General features: G+C 73.6%; 17 protein-coding genes, 2 tRNA genes and 1 pseudogene. 4 read left to right on the top strand and 16 right to left on the bottom strand.

Translation table 11 applies throughout. From position 1 onward, the window contains the following. The first annotated feature begins 73 nt into the window (after window positions 1–73). Entirely contained in the window at window positions 74–1936 is a 1863-nt protein-coding gene (pknB, locus tag ACI79S_RS01395) for a Stk1 family PASTA domain-containing Ser/Thr kinase (RefSeq protein ID WP_456591647.1), read from the top strand. A gap of 62 nt (window positions 1937–1998) precedes the next feature. Here the strand turns inward: pknB and ACI79S_RS01390 are convergent, their stop codons facing one another. Continuing rightward, the gene (locus tag ACI79S_RS01390) at window positions 1999–2658 is read right to left on the bottom strand and encodes an aminodeoxychorismate/anthranilate synthase component II (protein WP_456591646.1); all 660 of its coding nucleotides are present in this window, start codon (window positions 2656–2658) and stop codon (window positions 1999–2001) included. A 60-nt stretch (window positions 2659–2718) separates the two neighbouring features. Beyond that, window positions 2719–3468: a DUF881 domain-containing protein gene (locus tag ACI79S_RS01385; RefSeq protein WP_456591645.1), complete on the bottom strand. Its 750-nt coding sequence runs from the start codon at window positions 3466–3468 to the stop codon at window positions 2719–2721. A 136-nt stretch (window positions 3469–3604) separates the two neighbouring features. On the opposite strand from ACI79S_RS01385, the gene crgA reads away from it, so the two are divergent. Further along, the gene (crgA, locus tag ACI79S_RS01380) at window positions 3605–3877 is read left to right on the top strand and encodes a cell division protein CrgA (protein ID WP_456591644.1); all 273 of its coding nucleotides are present in this window, start codon (window positions 3605–3607) and stop codon (window positions 3875–3877) included. 551 nt (window positions 3878–4428) lie between these two features. Here the strand turns inward: crgA and ACI79S_RS01375 are convergent. Continuing rightward, window positions 4429–5589: a thiolase family protein gene (locus tag ACI79S_RS01375; RefSeq protein ID WP_456591643.1), complete on the bottom strand. Its 1161-nt coding sequence runs from the start codon at window positions 5587–5589 to the stop codon at window positions 4429–4431. Between the two features lie 92 nt (window positions 5590–5681). Here ACI79S_RS01375 and ACI79S_RS01370 point away from each other — a divergent pair, with 92 nt between their 5' ends. Further along, a complete protein-coding gene (locus ACI79S_RS01370) occupies window positions 5682–6104 on the top strand; it encodes a PH domain-containing protein (protein WP_456591642.1) in 423 nt (140 codons plus the stop codon). Between the two features lie 19 nt (window positions 6105–6123). Here ACI79S_RS01370 and ACI79S_RS01365 read toward each other — a convergent pair whose 3' ends face one another. From ACI79S_RS01365 to gyrB, 8 genes are all read right to left on the bottom strand, one after another. Continuing rightward, window positions 6124–6879, bottom strand: coding sequence for a rhomboid family intramembrane serine protease (locus ACI79S_RS01365; RefSeq protein ID WP_456591641.1), 756 nt, complete (start codon window positions 6877–6879; stop codon window positions 6124–6126). A gap of 128 nt (window positions 6880–7007) precedes the next feature. After that, window positions 7008–7541 carry a peptidylprolyl isomerase gene (locus ACI79S_RS01360; protein WP_456591640.1) on the bottom strand — a complete coding sequence of 178 codons (534 nt, stop codon included), beginning with the start codon at window positions 7539–7541 and terminating at the stop codon, window positions 7008–7010. Window positions 7542–7625: 84 nt separating this feature from the next. Further along, window positions 7626–7698: transfer RNA gene (locus ACI79S_RS01355), tRNA-Ala, on the bottom strand. Window positions 7699–7722: 24 nt separating this feature from the next. Further along, entirely contained in the window at window positions 7723–7863 is a 141-nt protein-coding gene (locus ACI79S_RS01350; RefSeq protein WP_456591639.1) for a DLW-39 family protein, read from the bottom strand. An 81-nt stretch (window positions 7864–7944) separates the two neighbouring features. Next, window positions 7945–8018 (bottom strand) — tRNA-Ile (locus ACI79S_RS01345). A gap of 104 nt (window positions 8019–8122) precedes the next feature. Next, window positions 8123–8941: a DUF3566 domain-containing protein gene (locus ACI79S_RS01340; protein WP_456591638.1), complete on the bottom strand. Its 819-nt coding sequence runs from the start codon at window positions 8939–8941 to the stop codon at window positions 8123–8125. Between the two features lie 107 nt (window positions 8942–9048). Then, on the bottom strand, window positions 9049–11517 hold the full coding sequence (gene gyrA / locus ACI79S_RS01335; protein WP_456591637.1) for a DNA gyrase subunit A: 2469 nt from the start codon (window positions 11515–11517) through the stop codon (window positions 9049–9051). A gap of 163 nt (window positions 11518–11680) precedes the next feature. Further along, entirely contained in the window at window positions 11681–13711 is a 2031-nt protein-coding gene (gene gyrB, locus ACI79S_RS01330; protein WP_456591636.1) for a DNA topoisomerase (ATP-hydrolyzing) subunit B, read from the bottom strand. Window positions 13712–13994: 283 nt separating this feature from the next. Here gyrB and ACI79S_RS01325 point away from each other — a divergent pair, with 283 nt between their 5' ends. Then, window positions 13995–15527 carry an SDR family oxidoreductase gene (locus ACI79S_RS01325; RefSeq protein ID WP_456591635.1) on the top strand — a complete coding sequence of 511 codons (1533 nt, stop codon included), beginning with the start codon at window positions 13995–13997 and terminating at the stop codon, window positions 15525–15527. A 117-nt stretch (window positions 15528–15644) separates the two neighbouring features. On the opposite strand, the gene ACI79S_RS01320 is transcribed toward ACI79S_RS01325, so the two are convergent. From ACI79S_RS01320 to recF, 5 genes and pseudogenes are all read right to left on the bottom strand, one after another. Further along, window positions 15645–16523: an ABC transporter ATP-binding protein gene (locus ACI79S_RS01320; protein WP_456591634.1), complete on the bottom strand. Its 879-nt coding sequence runs from the start codon at window positions 16521–16523 to the stop codon at window positions 15645–15647. A 73-nt stretch (window positions 16524–16596) separates the two neighbouring features. Beyond that, window positions 16597–17259 (bottom strand): annotated as a pseudogene (locus ACI79S_RS01315) (ABC transporter transmembrane domain-containing protein); the annotation flags it as partial. A 158-nt stretch (window positions 17260–17417) separates the two neighbouring features. Further along, window positions 17418–18398, bottom strand: a complete 981-nt coding sequence (locus ACI79S_RS01310; protein ID WP_456591633.1) for a hypothetical protein — start codon at window positions 18396–18398, stop codon at window positions 17418–17420. 43 nt (window positions 18399–18441) lie between these two features. Further along, window positions 18442–18942, bottom strand: a complete 501-nt coding sequence (locus ACI79S_RS01305) for a DUF721 domain-containing protein (RefSeq protein ID WP_456591632.1) — start codon at window positions 18940–18942, stop codon at window positions 18442–18444. Further along, on the bottom strand, window positions 18939–20117 hold the full coding sequence (recF, locus tag ACI79S_RS01300) for a DNA replication/repair protein RecF (protein ID WP_456591631.1): 1179 nt from the start codon (window positions 20115–20117) through the stop codon (window positions 18939–18941). The genes ACI79S_RS01305 and recF overlap by 4 nt, the downstream gene beginning before the upstream one ends. Window positions 20118–20239 lie beyond the last annotated feature (122 nt).

The following is a 20239-nucleotide window of genomic DNA, read 5'->3' as shown; positions in this document are numbered from 1 at the left end:
CGCAGATCGCCGCTGGCACGCTCCGCACCGCCGGGCCGCGCAGCCCGTACGGAACCGCCCGAGAGGACCGTCGATGACCACGCCGCAGGTGCTCGGTGAGCGCTACGAGATCGGCGGAGTCCTGGGCCGCGGTGGCATGGCCGAGGTGCACCACGGCCGCGACCTGCGCCTCGGCCGCGAGGTCGCGGTCAAGGTGCTGCGCCACGACCTGGCCCGCGACCCCTCGTTCCAGGTGCGGTTCCGCCGCGAGGCCCAGGCCTCGGCCTCGCTCAACCACCCGGCGATCGTCGCCGTCTACGACACCGGTGAGGACCGCACACCCAGCGGCGCCACCCCGTACATCGTCATGGAGTACGTCGAGGGCGAGACGCTGCGCGACGTCCTCCGACGGGAGGGCCGGCTGCCGATCGAGCGGGCCATGAGCCTGGCCGCGGACATCTCCGGCGCCCTGGACTTCAGCCACCGCAACGGCATCGTGCACCGGGACGTGAAGCCCGGGAACGTCATGATCACGCCGCAGGGCACCGTCAAGGTCATGGACTTCGGCATCGCCCGGGCGGTGTCGGACTCCGCGGCCACGATGACCTCCACGGCTGCGGTGATAGGGACGGCCCAGTACCTCTCCCCCGAGCAGGCACGCGGCGAGGGCGTGGACGCCCGGTCCGACGTCTACTCGCTGGGCTGCCTGCTCTACGAGCTCGTCACCGGGGCACCGCCGTTCACCGGTGACTCGCCGGTGTCGGTGGCCTACCAGCACGTGCGCGAGGACCCGCGCCTGCCGTCGTCCATCAACCCCGACGTGCCGCCGGAGCTGGATGCGATCCTGCTCAAGGCGATGAGCAAGAACCCGGCCAACCGGTACCAGTCGGCCGCCGACATGCGCAGCGACCTCCTCCGGGCGCTGGCCGGGCAGCGGGTCGAGGCGACGCCGGTCATGGGCGACGCCGAGAAGACCGCGATCATCGGCGCACCCGTGGGCAGCTACGCCAGCGGCTACGGCGACGACGACTGGGGCGACGAGGACCAGGCCAGGCGCCGCAAGCGCCGGATCATCGCGATCGTCTCGGTGCTCGCGGTGCTGCTGCTCGGTGGCGCGATCGCCGCTGCCGTGGCCCTGACCCGGGACGACGGTCCGCCTCCGGTCGCGCAGGTGACCGTGCCCGCGTTCGCCGGGCTCGACCAGGCGACGGCCGAGCAGCGGATCACCGAGGCCGGGCTCGCCGTCGGCGACGTCACGACCGAGGCGAGCACCACCGCTCCCGAAGGGCAGGTCGTGTCGAGCACCCCGCCCAGCGGCGCCCGGGTGGAGGCGGAGACGGAGGTCGACCTGGTGGTCAGCGCCGGGCCCGACACCATCCTCGTGCCGAACGTGGTCGGCCTCACCGAGGACCAGGCGCGCGCCAACCTGGAGCAGGCCGGCTTCACCAACATCTCCAGCCGGCAGGTCGACTCCATCGAGTACGACGAGGGCCGGGTGGCCGCGGTGAGCCCCGCCGAGTCCAGCCAGGCGGGCCCGGACGCCGTCATCACGCTGAGCGTCTCCACCGGCACCATCGAGCTGCCCGACGTCGTCAACCGGACCGAGGCGCAGGCACGGGCCGCCCTGCAGGAGGCCGGTTTCAGCGCGGGGCAGATCGAGATCCAGAACGTCGAGCGCGACGACGTCGCGCCGGGCACCGTCGTCGAGACCGACCCGTCGGCCGGGCAGGACGTCGGCTCGGGGGACACCATCACGCTCCGCGTGGCCGTCCCCACGCCGCCGGAGGAGCCGGCCACGCCCACCGGTCCCGGCACGGACACCGGGAACGAGGACGAGGGCACGGGCACCGGGGGCACCGGAAACGGATCCGGCGGCACGGGCACGGGCGGCACGGGCACCGGCGGCACCGGCACCGGCGGCACCGGCACCGGAACCGGCGGCACGGGCAGCGGCTGATCGGCCGCACACACGCGACTGGCCCCTCCCCTCCCGGGGAGGGGCCAGTCGCGTCTCGCGGCTCAGACGGTGGCGGAGGTCAGCCGCTCGGCGCTGGCCGTGGCGGCGGCCACCACGCCCTCGTCGGGCGCCAGCCCGCAGGCGGCGAGCCAGGTCGCGAGCATCCGGTGACCGCCCTCGGTGAGCACCGACTCGGGGTGGAACTGGACGCCCTCGATGGGCAGCTCCCGGTGCCGCAGCGCCATCACCAGGCCCGAGGGCGTGTGGCCGGTGACCTCCAGCTCGTCGGGCACCGTGGCGGGGTCGACGGCCAGGGAGTGGTACCGGGTCGCGGTGAACGGCGACGGCAGGCCGGCGAGGACGCCGTGGCCCTCGTGCACCACCTGGCTGGTCTTGCCGTGCAGCAGCTCCGGGGCCCGCACGACCTCCGCACCGAACGCCTCGGCGATGGCCTGGTGCCCCAGGCAGACCCCGAGGACGGGGGTGCCCTGCTCGGCGGCGGCCCGGACCATCGGCACGGTCACGCCGGCATCGGCCGGGGCGCCCGGCCCGGGGGAGAGGAGCACACCGGCGACGTCCAGCTCGGGCAGCTCGTCGACGGCCACCGCGTCGTTGCGCCGCACCACGCAGCGCACACCGAGCTGCCCGAGGTACTGCACGAGGTTGTAGACGAAGCTGTCGAAGTTGTCGACGACGAGGACCGGACGGTCGGCGGCGGTCATCGCGGTCGGACTCCTCGCTGGGGGTCGGCGGCACGGGGCGGCCGCGGCGCGGCAGCCGGTTCAGCCGGCGGTGGCGTACTGCAGGGTGAGGCCGCCATCGTAGGCGGGCACCGTCACCTGGGGCCGCTCGCGTACCTCGAACGTGAGGCCGAAGGCCGCCACCGCCTGCTCGAAGACCGCGACCTGCGGCGAGGCGTCCAGCGCCGCCTCGACGGCGGTGGCGTCGACGACGGCGGTGACCACGAACGGCGGCGAGTAGGTGCGCCCGCGCAGCAGCAGGGTGTTGCCCACGCAGCGCACGGCGCTCGTGGAGATCAGCCGCTGGTCCATGATCGCCACCCCGTCCGCGCCGGCCGCCCACACGGCGTTCACGACCGCCTGGACGTCGCTCTGGTGGATGACCAGGTCGTCGGGCCGGGCCCCGCTGGGCAGGGTGCCGTCCGATCGCTGCGGCGCGTCGTCGAGGGTGATGACCACCCCGGCGCCCGCGACGGGGGTCAGGCCCGCCGCGTCGGCGCCGGCCTCGCCGCGGGCCTGCGCCTCGGCGACGGCGCCGTCCCGGCTCGCGACCTGCTCGGTGAGCCGCTGCACCTGCTCCTGCAGCTCGGCCAGCTGGCGTTCCTGCCGGGCCACCGCGGCGTCGCGCTCCTCCACCAGCTGGGAGAGCTGGGTGACCTCGCCGGCGCGCAGATCGCTGCCCTGGGCGGTCCGGCCCGACGTGGCGAACAGCAGGCCGGCGGCGAGGGCGACGACGGGCACGAGCACGCCCCAGGGCGACACGCGGTGTCCGGACGACGACCAGCGGGCCACGGGCACCTCCTCCGGCCGGGGACCGACGTCGGCGCGTACGGGTGAGGCACCGGTGCCGACGTCGTTCCGAAGTTTAGTCTGGGTGACAGTTTCCGGTCGGGGAGGACGAGCCCGGCCCCCGGGAGGGAGTACGCACGTGCCCAAGTCGAAGGTGCGCAAGAAGTCGGTGTACACGCCGCCGGAGGACGTGCTCCGGTCACGGGGCACGCAATCGAAGGCCCTGCAGCCCAGCCCGCGCTGGTATGCGCCCGTGATGGTGGCGCTGATGCTGATCGGTCTGCTCTGGATCGTCGTCTTCTACATCGCCAACGACAGGATCCCTCTGATGGCCTCACTGGGCCCGTGGAACTTCGCGATCGGCTTCGGCGCCATGGTGGCCGGGCTCATCATGTCGATGCGCTGGCGCTGACCGGACCGATCGGTCCCGCTCCCGCGAGGCCCTGTGTCGAGGCCCCCGTCCCCACCAGGGACGGGGGCCTCGGTCGTCGTGGAGCCCTGCCGGCCGCGCATGTGGACGCTGTGCACAGCCATCGGCTCCGTCCACAGGTCGACATGGCGCCCCACCCCCAGGGTTGTCCACCGAGTGTGGAGGGAGCGAGCCGGGGTGCACCCGCATGACCTGCGGTTTCTTCGCAGATGGTGCGTGTGTGACAGGACGTCCAACGGCGTAACTACAGCCGTGTGAGTCTGTCCCCAGCTGTGTACTCAGCTGTGGACGAGTCGACATGTCCGTGGGTCGCCGACGCTGACCGTGCGGCGGTCGTACCCACCCTGACCTGCGCATACACCCGGTCGGGACGTCCTGCGGACGGACCCGTCCAGGTCACTGGACGTCACCGGCCGGGCACGGACGGCGCTCCCGGGCGGTGGACGGGGTGGGCCCGGACGACGCCAGCCCCCGGCCGGAGGGCCGGGGGCTGGCGGGGAGGCGCCGCGACCGGCGCCGGTGGATCGGTCCGGTCAGGCGTCGAGGAGCTCCAGGATCGTCGCGTTGGCCGTGCCGCCGCCCTCGCACATCGTCTGCAGGCCGTAGCGGGTGCCGGTGGCCTGCATGTGGTGGACGAGCGTGGTCATGATGCGGGCGCCCGAGCCGCCCAGCGGGTGGCCCAGGGCGATCGCCCCACCGAGCGGGTTCAGCCGGCCGGCATCGGCGCCGGTGTCCGCCACCCAGGCCAGGGGGACCGGTGCGAACGCCTCGTTGACCTCGAAGACGCCGATGTCGTCGATCGACAGCCCCGAGCGCTCCAGCACCTTCTGGGTGGCGGGGATCGGCGCGGTCAGCATGATGACCGGGTCGTCGCCGGCCATGACCGTGGTGTGGATGCGCACGATCGGGCGCAGCCCCAGCTCGCGGGCCTTCTCGCTGGTGGTCACCAGCAGGGCGGCCGAGCCGTCGGAGATCTGGCTGGCGTTGCCGGCGCTGATCACGCCGTCCTCCTTGAAGGGCGTCTTCAGGGAGGCGAGCTTCTCCAGGCTGCCGCCGGGGCGGATGCCCTCGTCGGCGCTGACCACCGTGCCGTCCTCGAGGGTCACCGGGGCGATCTCCTCGTCGAACGCGCCGTCGGCCTGCGCCTTGGCCGCCTTCTCGTGCGAGGCGAGCGCGAACTCGTCGAGCTGGGTGCGGGAGAAGCCCCAGCGCTCGGCGATCATCTCGGCGCCGATGCCCTGGTTGGGGTAGACGCCGTCGTAGCGCTCGAGGAAGCGCGGGCCCAGCGGCTTCCCCGCGATGCCGTCGGCCCGGGCCGAGCCCATGGGCACCCGGCTCATCGACTCCACGCCACCGGCGACGACGACGTCGGCCTGGCCGCTGATGACCGTGGCGGCGGCGAAGGCGACGGCCTGCTGGGACGATCCGCACTGCCGGTCGATGGTGGTGCCGGGCACCGACTCCGGCCAGCCGGCGGCCAGCGGCGCGTTGCGCCCGATGTTGAAGGTCTGCTCACCGACCTGGCTGACGCAGCCCCAGAAGACGTCCTCCACGACGGCGGGGTCGATGCCGGAGCGCTCGGCGAGGGCGTTCAGGACGTGCGCGGAGAGGTCGACCGCGTGCACGCCGGAGAGGCCCCCTCCCCGCTTCCCCACCGGCGTACGGACGGCGGCACAGATGACGGCATCACGCATGGATCCACTCCTCGTGGACGACGGTCGGGTGCGCCGGCCGGCCACCCTGCCCGCGATCGTATGTTCCGCGCCACAGCTGGCAGGCTGAGGGCGTGCAGTGGTCCCCTCCGGCAGCCCTGCCGGCCGGTCTCGCCGCCGGTGCCGCCGCCCTCGGCGCGGTCACCCTCCTGCTGGACGCGGCGGGCCGGATCCTCGTCGGCGGGGCGGCCCTGCTGCTGCTCGGGCTGGCTGCGCGCGAGGCGCTGCTGCGGCCCCGGCTGGCCACCGGCCCCGACGGGGTGGCGGTTCGGACGCTGACCGGGACCCGGGTGCTGCCCTGGGGGCTGCTGCGGGTGCACGTGCGCAGCGCGCGGCGCTGGGGGACGACGGTGCGCACCCTGGAGCTGGAGGCGCCGAGCGCGGGGGACGACAACGGGCTGCTCCTCGTCCTGGGCCGGTGGGACCTCGGCGCCGACCCCGCGGCCGTGGCCGGCGAGCTCGCGCGGCTGCACCCGCGGGGCGGCCCGGCGCGGTGACCGCGGTCGGGCCGTCCCCTCAGAGCGCGCCGACGTGGGAGACGCCGAGGGCGAGCACCAGCAGCAGCACCGCCAGCGCGCCGATGCCGGCCGCCTGGACGACCGCGCGGCGGCGCGTGGCGACCAGCAGCCCCGCGACCGCGGCGCCGGTGACCAGCCCGCCCAGGTGACCCAGCAGGGAGACCCCGGGCAGGAAGCTGATGAAGATGTTGATCCCCAGGAGCACGAGGATCCCCCGCACGTCCTGCCGGCGGAGCACCATGAGCACGCCCAGGGCGCCCAGGAGGCCGTAGATGGCCGTGGAGGCGCCGGCGACGGGCCGGGCGAAGTCGCCGAACAGCTGGATGGCCGTGGAACCGCCCAGGGCCGAGACGAGGTAGAGGGCGAGGAACCGGGCCCGGCCCAGCTGCCGCTCGAGCTCGGAGCCGAAGATCAGCAGCGCCAGCATGTTGAGCAGCAGGTGCAGGAGGCCGATGTGCAGGAACGCCGCGGTCAGCAGCCGCCACGGCTCCCCGAGCTCGACCAGGAGCGGGTACTGGGCCAGGTCGACGAAGACCGGGGAGCGGTAGTTCTCCAGCGGGGCGTTGCCCACCAGGCCGGCCGACACCGCCGTCACCAGGAACATGACGACGTTGATCGCGATCAGGGTCACCGTGACACCGCCCCAGCGCGACGCAGCGACCTTGAGGCCGGAGGTGCGCTTGGGCGCCCGCACCGACGCCGCGCCCTGCCGGACGCACTCCGGGCACTGGAAGCCCACCGACGCCGGGATCATGCAGTCGGGGCAGATGGGGCGGCCGCACCGCGCGCACGAGATGCCCGTGGGCCGCTCGGGGTGGCGGTAGCAGGCCCGAGGCGGGGGCGGCGGCTGGTCGGCCGCGCCCCCGCCGTGCGGTTCCGTGCTCAGCTGCGCTGCACCTCGACGGACTCGATCACCACGTCCTCGACGGGGCGGTCGTTGCGGCCGGTGGAGACGGCGGCGATGCGGTCGACGACGTCGCGGCTGGGCTGGTCGGCGACCTCACCGAAGATGGTGTGCTTGCCGGTCAGCCACGTGGTGGGGGCGACGGTGATGAAGAACTGCGACCCGTTCGTGCCCGGGCCGGCGTTGGCCATGGCCAGCAGGTAGGGCTTGGTGAAGGCCAGGTCGGGGTGGATCTCGTCGCCGAACTGGTAGCCGGGGCCGCCGATGCCCTGACCGAGCGGGTCGCCGCCCTGGATCATGAAGCCCGGGATGATCCGGTGGAAGATGGTGCCGTCGTAGAGCTTGTCCGTCGTCTTCTCGCGGGTCGCGGGGTGCGTCCACTCGCGGGCGCCCTCGGCGAGGTCGGCGAAGTTGGCGACCGTCTTGGGCGCGTGGTCGGGGAACAGGTCCACGGTGATGTCGCCGTGGTTGGTGTGCAGGACCGCGCGGCGGGCGGGAGTCGATTCAGTCACGGCTCCACTCTCCCACCGCCGTGCCGGCCGGGTGTCGCGGGGCCGGTTTCACGTGGAGCGGGGACGCCGGGCGGGCGCCGAGGGTGGAGACGAGGGGAATCGAACCCCTAACCCCCGCCTTGCAAAGGCGGTGCTCTGCCAATTGAGCTACGTCCCCGGGTGGCCGTGGTCGGCCGGTGGTTCAGCGAGTGGGCGTGCTGACCGCTTCCGGCCCGCTCGTGGCCTCGCGCCAGAGGTCGGCCTCGGTGCGGCCGGCCGACCGCTTCCGGACGGCGGCGAGTGCACCGGCCGCAGCGGCGGCGAGCGCCAGCTTCTTCAGCACGCGGAGAACCTCCTCGGGCGCTTCGCTCGCCGCGGGGGCGACGTGCGGGTCACTCGGAGCCGTGAGGCTCCGGTGCACGGGTGGGCCTGGGAGGACTTGAACCTCCGGCCTCATCCTTATCAGGGATGCGCTCTAACCGCCTGAGCTACAGGCCCGTGAACCTCGAAAAGCGTACCTGACCCCCGAACCCGTCCCGCACCGGGGTGCCCGCTGGGCGGACTCCCACCGAGCGGGCCCGGAGGACGACGGAGCGCAGGGCTCAGTCACGCTCGGAGAGCGTCACCTCGAGACCGCCGACCAGGTCGGAGCAGAGGTTGTAGATGAACGCGCCGACCGTGCAGAGCGCGGTGAGCAGGACGACGTTGATGGCCCCGATGAGCGCCGCGCCCCAGAACACCACCCCGAGGGTGACGACGTCCCCGGTGGATTCGTTGCCGGAGGCGCTGCCGATCTGCCCGAAGAGGTCGTTCACCGCATCGAAGACGCCCAGCCCGCCGAGCACCATGTAGAGGACTCCGACCGCCACCATCCAGATGAAGAAGAGGGCGATCGACAGCATCAGCGAGATCTTCAGCGCCGACCATGTGTCGATGTGGCGGACCTGCAGGCGGGCCCGGCGGGGGCCACGGCCGGCCTTGCCCCGACCGGAGCGGGCGCCGCCGACGCTGACGCCCACGGGACCAGCGGCGCCGTCCGGGGTACCCGTGGGGGCGTCCCCGCCGGACGCCTGCGCCTGCGGCGTCGAGCCCTCCGGCGGCGCAGCCTTCGCCGTCGCACCCTGCTGCGCCGAGCCCTGCTGCGTCACAGCCTGCGGCGTCGAGCCCTTCGGCGGCGCAGCCTTCGGTGTCGCAGCCTGCTGCGTCGAGGCGGGCTGCGCCGGAGTGGCACCGGTCTCCGGGGCCGGCGGCTGCGGGGCCACCGGGGCCGCCCCGGTGCCAGGGGACTGGGCCCGCTGACTGCCGGTCGCGGGGATGGACTGCGTGGGGGCGGGGCTGCCGAGGGTGGGCGTGCCCTCCGCCGCGCTCCCGTCCCCGGCCCGGGAGTCGGTGCGCACCGAACCGTCCGTCCGGTCGCTCATGCCTGTCTCCCGTTCCGCAGCGGCGGTGCCGCTCCTTCGGTCCCGGGCCCCGCGACGGCTCGTGACCGCCGCGGAGCCGCAGTCTCCTGCGTGCCTAGCTACTCACCCTAGGCCGAGGGCTCGTCGTTGTCCGTCGTACGCGCGATCGCCACGATGGAGACGTCCTCCGGCAAGTTCATCAGCTTGACACCCATGGTGGCCCGGTCCTTGTTGTGGCGCACGCCGTTGACCGGCGTCCGGATCACGCCACCTCCGGAGGTGATCGCGTACAGCTCGTCGCCGAGGGTCACGGCCAGCGCCCCCACCAGGGCTCCCTTGCGGGCCTTCGGGTCGGCCGTGAGGACGCCCTTGCCGCCCCGGCCCTGGTTCGGGTAGTTCTCGATGCCGGTGCGCTTGGCGAAGCCACGCTCCGTGGCGACGAGGACGTCGACCCCCTCCTGCGCGACGATCATCGACAGCAGCCGGTCGTCGTCGGCCAGCGAGATGCCGCGCACGCCCTCGGTCGCCCGGCCCATCGGCCGGAGGGCACCGTCGTCGGCCTTGAAGCGGATCGACATCGCCTTGCGGGTGACCAGCAGCAGGTCCTGCTCCGGGCCGATCAGGGCGGCGCCGACCAGTTCGTCGCCGTCACGCAGGTTGATGGCGATCACGCCGCCCTGGCGCGGGGAGTCGAAGTCGGTCAGCCGGGTCTTCTTGACCTGACCCTTGGCGGTGGCGAGCACCAGGTACGGAGCGACCGTGTAGTCCTTGATCTGCATGACCTGGGCGATCTTCTCGTCCGGCTGGAACGCGAGGATGTTCGCCACGTGCGCACCGCGGGCGGTGCGGTTGGCCTCCGGCAGCTCGTAGGCCTTCGCCCGGTAGACCCGGCCCTTGTTCGTGAAGAACAGGATCCAGTCGTGGGTGGAGCCGACGAAGAAGTGGTCGACGATGTCGTCCTGCTTCAGCTGGGCGCCCATGACGCCCTTGCCACCCCGCCGCTGCGACCGGTAGAGGTCGCTCTTCGTCCGCTTGGCGTACCCGGTGCGGGTGATGGTGACGACGACCTCCTCCTCGGCGATGAGGTCCTCCATGGAGACGTCGCCCTCGTTGGCGACGAACTGGGTGCGCCGGTCGTCGCCGTACTTCTCGACGATCTCGGCCAGCTCGTCGCGGACGATCTGCCGCTGCCGCTCGGGCGAGGCGAGGATCGCCTGCAGGTCGGCGATCCGGGCCTCGATCTCGGCCAGCTCGTCGAGGATCCGCTGCCGCTCCAGCGCGGCCAGCCGGCGCAGCTGCAGGTCCAGGATCGAGACGGCCTGGATCTCGTCGACGTCCAGCAGCTCCATCAGGCCGGTGCGCGCGGCGTCGGCCGACTCGCTGCTCCGGATGAGGGCGATGACGGCGTCCAGCTGGTCGAGCGCCTTCGCGTAGCCGCGCAGGATGTGCGCGCGCTCCTCCGCCTTGCGCAGCCGGTAGCGGGTGCGCCGCTGGATGACCTCGATCTGGTGGTTGACCCAGTTGCGCACCAGCTCGTCGAGGCGCAGCGTCCGCGGGACGCCATCGACGATGGAGAGCATGTTGCAGCCGAAGGAGGTCTGCAGCTGGGTGTGCTTGTAGAGGTTGTTCAGCACGACCTTGGCGACGGCGTCGCGGCGCAGCGTGATGACCAGCCGGCGGCCGACCCGGTCGCTGGACTCGTCGGCGATCTCGCTGATGCCCTGCAGGCGGCCCTCGCGGACGCCCTCGGCGATCGCCTCGGCCAGGTTGTCGGGGTTCACCTGGTAGGGCAGCTCCGTGACGACGAGCTGCACCCGCCCGCGGCTGTCCTCCTCGACGGTGACGACGGCGCGCATCCGCACCGAGCCGCGACCGGTGCGGTACGCGTCCTCGATGCCCTCGCGGCCGACGATCAGCCCGTGGGTCGGGAAGTCGGGCCCCTTGATCCGCTCCATGCACGCGGTGAGGGCCTCCTCGGCCTCCGCCTCGGGGTGGTCGAGCATCCAGAACACGGCGGCGGCCACCTCGCGCAGGTTGTGCGGCGGCATGTTGGTGGCCATGCCGACCGCGATCCCGGCCGAGCCGTTGATCAGCAGGTTCGGGATGCGCGAGGGCAGGACGACGGGCTCCTCGGTGCGGCCGTCGTAGTTGCCCTGGAAGTCGACGGTCTCCTCGTCGATGCCGGCCAGCATCTCCATGGCCAGCGGCGTGAGCCGGCATTCGGTGTACCGCATCGCGGCCGCCGGGTCGTTGCCCGGGGAGCCGAAGTTGCCCTGCCCGTCGATGAGCGGGTAGCGCATCGACCAGGGCTGGGCCAGCCGCACGAGGGCGTCGTAGATCGCCGAGTCGCCGTGCGGGTGGTAGTTACCCATCACCTCGGCGACAGGGCGGGCGCACTTGACGTACCCGCGGTCGGGGCGGAAGCCCTGGTCGTACATGGCGAACAGCACGCGCCGGTGCACGGGCTTGAGGCCGTCACGCACCTCGGGCAGCGCGCGGCCCACGATGACGCTCATCGCGTAGTCGATGTAGCTGCGCTGCATCTCCTGCTGGAGGTCGACCGCTTCGACGCGGTCGCGGGGTGGGGTCTCCGTCACGGTTCAGATCTCCACAGGTCGGTGCACAGGGGTGGACAAAAGGCCAAGTCGACCGCTAAAGCCCCGTGCAGGGTCCCGCCGCGGCCCCGTCCAGGGCCTCACCGCGCGCGTGCGTGCGGTGAGGAGGACGGGGTCCTGCCACGGTGGGGGGCACGGGGTCCTCTCAGACGTCCAGGAAGCGGACGTCCTTGGCGTTGCGGGTGATGAAGCTGCGTCGCGCCTCGACGTCCTCGCCCATGAGCACGCTGAAGATCTCGTCGGCCGCGGCGGCGTCCTCGAGGGTGACCTGGCGGAGGATCCGGGTCTCGGGGTTCATCGTGGTCTCCCAGAGCTCGCTGGCGTTCATCTCACCGAGCCCCTTGAACCGCTGGATCATCTCGTCCTTGATCTTCCGGCCGCTCTCGACGCCGGCCTTCACGACCGCGTCGCGCTCCTTGTCGCTGTAGGCGTACTCGTCGCCGATCTTGCCGCCCCACTTGATCTTGTAGAGCGGGGGCTTGGCCAGGTAGACGTACTGGCCCTCGACCAGCGGCCGCATGAAGCGGAACAGCAGCGTCAGCAGCAGGGTGCTGATGTGCTGGCCGTCGACGTCGGCGTCGGCCATCAGCACGATCTTGTGGTAGCGCAGCTTCGAGATGTCGAACTCGTCGTGGATGCCGGTGCCGAAGGCGGTGATCATCGACTGGACCTCGGTGTTCTTCAGCACCCGGTCGATGCGCGCCTTCTCGACGTTGATGATCTTGCCGCGGATGGGCAGGATCGCCTGGTACATCGAGTCGCGGCCGGACTTCGCCGAGCCGCCGGCCGAGTCGCCCTCGACGATGTAGACCTCGGAGTTGCGCGGGTCGGTGGAGCGGCAGTCGGCCAGCTTGCCGGGCAGCCCGCTCACCGACAGCAGGCTCTTGCGGGCCAGCTTGCGGGCGTCCTGCGCCGCACGACGGGCGCGGGCGGCCGAGGCCGCCTTGGTGATGATCGTCTTCGCCTCGGTCGGGTTGGCCTCGAACCAGTGGCCGATCTGCTCGTTGCACACGCGCTGCACGAAGCCCTTGACCTCGGTGTTGCCGAGCTTGGTCTTCGTCTGCCCCTCGAACTGCGGGTCGCCGAGCTTCACCGAGACGATCGCCGCCAGGCCTTCGCGGATGTCGTCGCCGGTGAGCTTGTCGTCCTTCTCCTTGAGGAGCTTCTTCTCCACCGCGTACCGGTTGACGATGGAGGTCAGCGCCGCGCGGAAACCCTCCTCGTGGGTGCCGCCCTCGTGGGTGTTGATGATGTTCGCGAAGGTGTGCACCGACTCGGAGTAGGCGTCGGACCACTGCATCGCGACCTCGAGCGACATCGCCGTGTCGTTCTTGCCCACGCCGTCGGCGGCGAAGCCGATGACCGAGCGGTGGATCGCGGTCTTGCGCTTGTTCAGGTGGGCGACGTAGTCGACCAGGCCGTTCTCGTAGCGGTAGGTGATCTCGGTGGGCTCGAACGCCTCGCCCTCGCCCTCGACCGGCGCCGCCGCCTCGGCCAGCGACTCCTCGCCGATCCCGGTCTCGGCCTTGCCGTGACCGGGGCGCTCGTCGCGCACGACGATGGTCAGGCCCTTGTTCAGGAAGGCCATCTCCTGGAGCCGGCGGTTGATCGTGTCGAACGAGTACGTCGTCGTCTCGAAGATGCCCGGGTCGGCCCAGAAGGTGATCTGGCTGCCGCGCTTGTCGGTCGGGCCGACCTCCTCCAGCGGGCCGGGCTTGGCCTCCGTGTACTCCTGGTGCCACTCCTTGCCGTGGGTCCAGACGCGGACGTCGAGCCTGGTGGAGAGGGCGTTGACGACGGTGACGCCGACGCCGTGCAGACCGCCGGAGACGCCGTAGCTCTTGCCGTCGAACTTCCCGCCCGCGTGCAGCACGGTCATGATGACCTCGACCGTGGGCCGCTTCTCGACGGGGTGCATGTCCACCGGGATGCCGCGGCCGTTGTCCTCGACCCGGACGCCGCCGTCGGCCAGCAGGGTGACCTTCACGGTGTCGCAGTAGCCGGCCAGCGCCTCGTCGACGGCGTTGTCCACGACCTCCCACACCATGTGGTGCAGGCCCCGCTCACCGGTGGAGCCGATGTACATGCCGGGGCGCTTGCGCACCGCCTCGAGGCCCTCGAGGACGGTGATGGAGCTGCCGGAGTAGGCGTTGTCGACCTGGGGTGCTGCGACCACGTGGGGCCTTCCTCTCGAGCAACCGGCGCGCCTCAGCCCCCGGTGGGAGCGGGGGGCCGGAACGGCGCAGGAGGGCGCTCAGCCGGTTGCTGACGGTTTTCGTCTCCCACGATACCGCGAGGTACGACAGGAACAGCGCCGTGCACGCCCTCACGCCGTGTCTGCGCCTCTCCCGGGAGCGCCGCCACCATCCTGCTTGGCCCCCACCCCGACACGCCGTCAGGGCGTCGCTGGCCGGTCCCGCGCCGCGCGCGGGTGTCGGTCGGGCCGCAGACTCGGCCGTATGGCACCACCGAACACCGCCCCCGCGACCGACGCCCCCGGCCCGCCGCTCACCTGCCTCGTCACCGGCGCCACGGGCTACGTGGGGGGCCGTCTGGTGCCCGCGCTCCTCGCCGCCGGCCACCGGGTCCGGGTCATGAGCCGCTCTCCCGAACGGCTCCGCGACCACCCGTGGGCGGGTGACGTGGAGGTGGTGCGGGCCGACGCCGGCGATGCCGCCTCGGTCGGCCGGGCCTGCGCCGGCGTCGACGTCGTCTACTACCTGATCCACGCACTGGGGGCGGGCCCCGAGTTCGAGGAGACCGACCGGCGCACCGCCGAGGTCGTGGCACGGGCCGCCCGGGAGGCACGCGTCGGCCGGCTGGTCTACCTGGGCGGGATGGCGCCGGAGGACGAGGAGCTCTCCCCGCACCTGCGCTCCCGGGCCGAGGTCGCCGCGATCCTGCTGGGCTCCGGCGTGCCCACGGTGGTGCTGCGCGCCGCGGTCGTCCTGGGCTCGGGGTCGGCGTCGTTCGAGATGCTGCGGCACCTGACCGAGCGGCTGCCGGTGATGGTCACGCCCCGGTGGGTGCACAGCCGGATCCAGCCGATCGCGATCCGCGACGCGCTGCGGTACCTCGTCGCCTGCGCCCGGCTGCCGGCCGACGTCCACCGCTGCTTCGACATCGGCGGCCCCGACGTCATGGACTACGCCACGATGATGCGCCGCTACGCCCACGTCGCGGGGCTGCCGCGGCGGCGCATCCTGCCGGTGCCGATCTTCACGCCGTCGCTGTCCAGCCACTGGGTCGGCCTCATCACGCCGGTGCCCGCTTCCATCGCGCGGCCGCTGGTCGAGTCGCTGCGCAACACCGTCGTCGCCACCGAGCACGACATCGCCCGCTACGTCCCCGACCCCCCGGAGGGGCTGCTCGGCTTCGACGAGGCGGTGCGGCTGGCCGTCCAGCGGGTGCGCGACTCCGACGTCGCGACGCGCTGGGCATCGGCGTCGGTTCCGGGCGCCCCCTCCGACCCGCTGCCGACCGACCCGGACTGGGCGGGTGGCAGCCTCTACGTCGACGAGCGGGTGCAGCCCACGACCGCCCCGGCCGAGATCCTGTGGCAGGTGGTGGAGGGCATCGGCGGGGACGCCGGCTGGTACTCCTGGCCGCTGGCCTGGCGGGTCCGCGGCTGGCTGGACCGGGCAGTCGGTGGGGTCGGCCTGCGACGGGGCCGGCGCGACCCCGCCCAGCTCTACGTCGGCGATGCGCTGGACTTCTGGCGGGTCGAGGAACGCGAGGAGGGCCGGCTGCTCCGGCTGCGCGCCGAGATGAGGCTGCCCGGGCTCGCCTGGCTCGAGTTCCACGTGGAACACGACCCGGCCCCGGGCGGGACGACCCTGCGCCAGCGGGCGACCTTCGCCCCGCGCGGGCTGGCCGGGCACCTGTACTGGTGGGCGGTCGCCCTCTTCCACGGCTTCGTCTTCGGCGGCATGCTGCGCGGCATCACCCGTGCGGCCGAGCAGCGGGCGGGGCACGCCCGCTCGGTGAGCTGAGGCCGGACAGCGGCTGCCCGGCCGCGCCGCCGTCCTCCCGCGCCGTAGCGCGTCCTCCCTCAGCGCCCACCGTGAGGGAGGACGCGCCATGATCAGGTCACCTGATCCCAGCGGAGGTCAGACGAGCAGCTGGGCCGCGGCGAGCTCCCGGTAGAGCGGGCTGCTGCCGACCAGCTCGTCGTGCGTGCCGCGGGCGACCACCCGGCCCTGGTCGAGCACCACGATCTGGTCGCTGTCCAGGACGGTGGACAGCCGGTGGGCGACGACGAGCAGCGCCCGGCCCGCCGATGCCGCCGCCAGCGTCGTGCGCAGCAGGCCTTCGTTGCGTGCGTCCAGGCTCGCCGTCGGCTCGTCGAGCAGCAGCAGCTCCGGCCGGGCGAGCAGGGAGCGGGCGATGGCCAGGCGCTGCCGTTCACCACCGGAGAGCAGCACGCCCTCGTCGCCGACCAGGACGTCGAGCCCTCGCGGTGACCGCCGGACGACGTCGGTGAGGCCGACGTCGGCGAGCACCGCCCACAGCTCGGGATCGGTGGCGTCCGGCCGGGTGAGCAGGAGGTTGTCCCGGACGGTGCCGGCGAGCACCGGCGCCTCCTGCTCAACGTAGCCGAGGCGGGCGCGCAGGGCCGCCCGGGGCAGGTCGCGGACGTCGGTGCCCGCCCACCGGATCGCCCCACCGGAGAGCGGGTAGAAGCCCTCGATCAGCGCCAGGACCGTCGACTTGCCCGCGCCCGACGGGCCGACCAGCGCGACCCGGCTGCCGGCGGGGACCTGCAGGGACACCCCGTGCAGCACGGGGGTGCCGTCGGGATAGGCGAAGGACACGTCGTCGAGCTCCAGCAGGGGTGCGCCGTCCACCGGCACCACCGGTCCCGACCCGGCGCGCTGCGGGCGCTCGTCGTCCTCCGGCGGCAGACCGAGCACCTCCTGGATCCGGGCGAGCGCGCCCAGGCCGGTCTGCAGCTGGGTCCACGCGCTGATCGCCTGACCCAGGGGCATGACGAGCAGGAACAAGGTACAGGATGAAGGCGACGAGCGACGCCACGGTGATCGATCCGCTCGCCACCCGGTAGCCGCCGACGCCGAGCACCGCCAGGAAGGCCCCCTGGACGGCGATCGAGCCGGCCGGCGAGACCAGCGCCTCCAGCCGCGCCACCTGCACGCCCGCGGCGTAGGCCCGGCGCGCGCTGTCGGCCACGTTCGCCACCTCGCGCGTCGTGGCCCCGCTGGCCCGGATCGTGCGCACCGCCGACAGCGCGCGCTCCACGGCCGCCGTCATCGCGCCGACCTCCTCCTGGGCGCGCTGCGACAGCCGGCGCACGCCGCGGGAGGCGAGGACGGCGGCGACCGCACCGACGGCGACGGCCAGCACCGTGACGAGCAGCAGCCAGACGTCGACCACGGCCATGGCCACCAGGGCACCGGCCCCGACGACCACCGAGCCGGCGACCTCGACCACGCCGGCGGTCACCGTGGCGCGCAGCAGCGTGGTGTCCGAGCCCACCCGGGACATCAGGTCGCCGGTGCGGCGGCGGTCGTACTCCGCCACCGGGAGCCGCAGCAACCGGTCGACCAGGGTCAGCCGGGTGGTGAGCACGAAGCCCTCGGCCGTGCGCTGCAGGACGAACTGCTGCGCCGCCGAGAGGGCCGACGCCACCAGCAGGACGACCACGAGCAGCCCGACCGCGGGGAGCAGCGGGTCGCCGGCGCCGACCACGCCGATGACCTGCGCCACGAGAGCCGGCTGGGCGAGCGCCGCGGCCGCGCCGACCAGCGACAACCCGGCGGCCAGCAGGAGCGGGCGGCGGTGCGGGCGCAGGAGCGGCAGCAGGTCGGCCAGCCGCGCGGCCGGGGCAGCGCCGTCCACCGGAGCGGTCACCGGGGGCGACGCCGTCAGGCGCCGGCGGTGAGGCCGGCGGTGATCGCCGTCAGCAGCCGGGTGTGGTGCTCCAGCAGTTGCGGCCGGTGCCCGTCGGGCCGGATCGCCGCCACATGCCCCGCGGCCGACCAGAACTCGTCGCCGTCGTCGCTGCCCAGCAGCAGACCGTGCAGGGCCGGGTCCTGGACCAGGCGGCGCAGCCGCGGGTCGTCCTCGGCGGCCAGCAGCAGCCAGCGGGCGTCGAAGGTCTCGTCGCCGCTGGGCATCGGCAGGAGGCCGCCGGTCCGGTGCCGCCAGAAGCGGGCCGGGCTCAGCCGGAAGCCCGGCACGCTCCCCAGCATCGGGACGGCGGTGACCGCGTACTCCGGCACGAGGTAGCGGCCCGACGCGTAGACGACGTCGAACGCGACCAGCTCGAGCGAGCCCGCGCGGCCCCGCAGCACGTTCCCCGGCCGGTGGTCCTTGGTGGCCCGCACGGGGGCGCTGGCGATCAGGTCGGCGAGCGGGGCGTCCTGCGGAGCGGTGCCGTCGGACACCGTCCAGCCGTTCTGCAGCGCCCACCCCTGGGCGCCCACCGGATCGCCCTCGTAGCGGAACACCTGCTCGACGGCGCCCGGTGTGCGCCGGCGGCGGCCGAACAGCCCCCGTCGCGCCGGCTGCTGCTGCGGGAACTCCTGCTGCGGGTACTGCTGCTGCGGGAACTCCTGCTGCGGGTACTGCTGCTGCGGGTCCTGCGGCTGCGGCGGCGGGTAGGCCGCCGGCGGCACGTCCTCCCGGCGCGGCGCCGGACGCTCGGGCTCCGCGGCGGGCAGGTCCCACCCCGGGGGCTGCCAGGGCTGGTCGGCCGGCGGCTCGTCGCGGGGCGTCTTGCGCCGGTCGGCGAAGTTGGGGCGGTCCTCGTCGTCGGCCCCGCCGCCGAGGTGCGGCGGTTCACGCCAGCCGCGGCCGTCGCCGTCGTCGAAACCGTCCCGGTCACCGTCGCGGGGGGTGTTCATGCCTGCATCGTCCTCCCCGGCGCCGGCCCACCGGGCAGGCGCCTCATCCGTAGGTGTCGCGCGGCCCCCGGCCGCGCACCGAGCGCGGGCCCTTCTTCCAGCTCGGAGCCGTCGGTCCGACAACGCGCAACCGGGTCACGACGTCCCCGCCCACCTGGGCGCGCAGCTTGCCGAGGATGGTCGGCGCGAGCAGCCGCAGCTGCGTGGCCCACGCCGTGGACTCGGCGACGACCAGCAGCTCTCCCTCGGTGAGGGTCTGCGGCCGGCAGTGCGCGGCGATGTCGGGGCCGACGATGGCGTCCCACCGGCCGAACACCGAGCCCACCTTCGTCCGGGCCGACCAGTCCTGCTGGTTGACCAGGGCGTCGACCAGGTTGCCGAGCGGCTGGGGGTCGTCGGCCCCCGGTCGCGGCCCGGTCCAGGTGCGGCGCGGCCCGGCGATCCGGCGACGGGTGGGCCGCGGCCGGGCCGCGGAGGCGGCCCGCGCCGCCTCGAGCGCGGCCCGCGCGATGTCGCTGGGCCGCGGCGGCCGGTCCTCGCTCACCGCGCTCCTCCCTCACCGGCCGGGACGGCGTCCTTGACCACGAGCGCCAGGCCACCGCCCACCTCGACCCGGGTGCCGCGCAGCTCCGTGGGCACGTCGTCGACGACGGCCGCGGTGATCAGCGTCTGCTCGGCCGACCGCGCGACCCGGGCGAGGGCCGCCCGCCGCTCGGCGTCCAGGGTGGCGAAGACGTCGTCCAGGACGAGGACGGGGTCCTCGCCCTCGCTCCGCAGCAGCGCGAAGGTGGCCAGTTTCAGGGCGAGCGCCAGGGACCAGGACTCCCCGTGGCTGGCGAACCCCTTCGCGGGGGCGGGCCCCAGGTGGATCACCAGGTCGTCGCGGTGCGGCCCCACCAGGGTGATGCCGCGGTCGAGCTCGTCGCCCCGGCGCTCGGCGATCCGGGCCCGCATCGCCTCGGTGAGCTCCTCGACCGACGGCAGCTCAGCGCCGTCCGCCAGCGCCGCGCCGTCACCGGCCAGCGGCACGGTCGAGCTGTAGCCGAGCCCGGCGGCGGCCGCGCCCTCGCCGGCGACGTCGGCGTAGGACTCGGCGACGTGCGGCGCCAGGTCGGCGACCAGCCGGAGCCGGGCGGCCAGGAGCTGGCCGCCGAGGTCGGTCAGGTGCCCGTCCCAGACGTCGAGAGTCTCCATCGCCTTGCCGCGGGCCAGCCGGGCCGTCTTGAGCAGCGCGTTGCGCTGCTTGAGCACCCGCTCGTAGTCGCTGCGCACCCCGGCCAGCCGCGGCGTCCGGGTCGCCAGCAGCTCGTCGAGGAAGCGGCGCCGCTCGGTGGGGTCGCCGCGGATCAGCGAGAGGTCCTCGGGCGCGAAGAGCACCGTGCGCACGAGCCCCAGCAGCTCGCGCGGACGCGGCAGCGGCGCCCGGTTGACGCGCACCCGGTTGGCCTTGCCCGGGTTGATCTCGATCTCGACCAGCAGCTCCCGGTCGCCGCGGCGCAGCGCGGCGCGGACCACGGCCTGCGCCGCGCCGTGGCGGACCAGCGGCGCGTCCCCGGACACCCGGTGGCTGCTCATGGTCGCCAGGTAGCCGACCGCCTCGACGAGGTTGGTCTTGCCCTCGCCGTTGCGGCCGACGAACACCGTCGGCCCCGGCGCCAGCGCCAGGTCGACCCGGTCCCAGCTGCGGAAGGAGCCGACCTGCAGGTGCCTCAGGTACACCTCAGCACCCGAGGTGACTGCCTGGAACGGCCCCCGTGCAGCAGAAGGACCCCGTCCTCCCCACCCTTCGCGAGCTCAGGGCGGGACCCGGGACGGGGCCGGCGAGCCTGCGAGTGGTGGGG

It is taken from the genome of Blastococcus sp. SYSU DS1024 (assembly GCF_054050795.1).
This window is presented reverse-complemented; position numbering and strand designations above follow the sequence as displayed.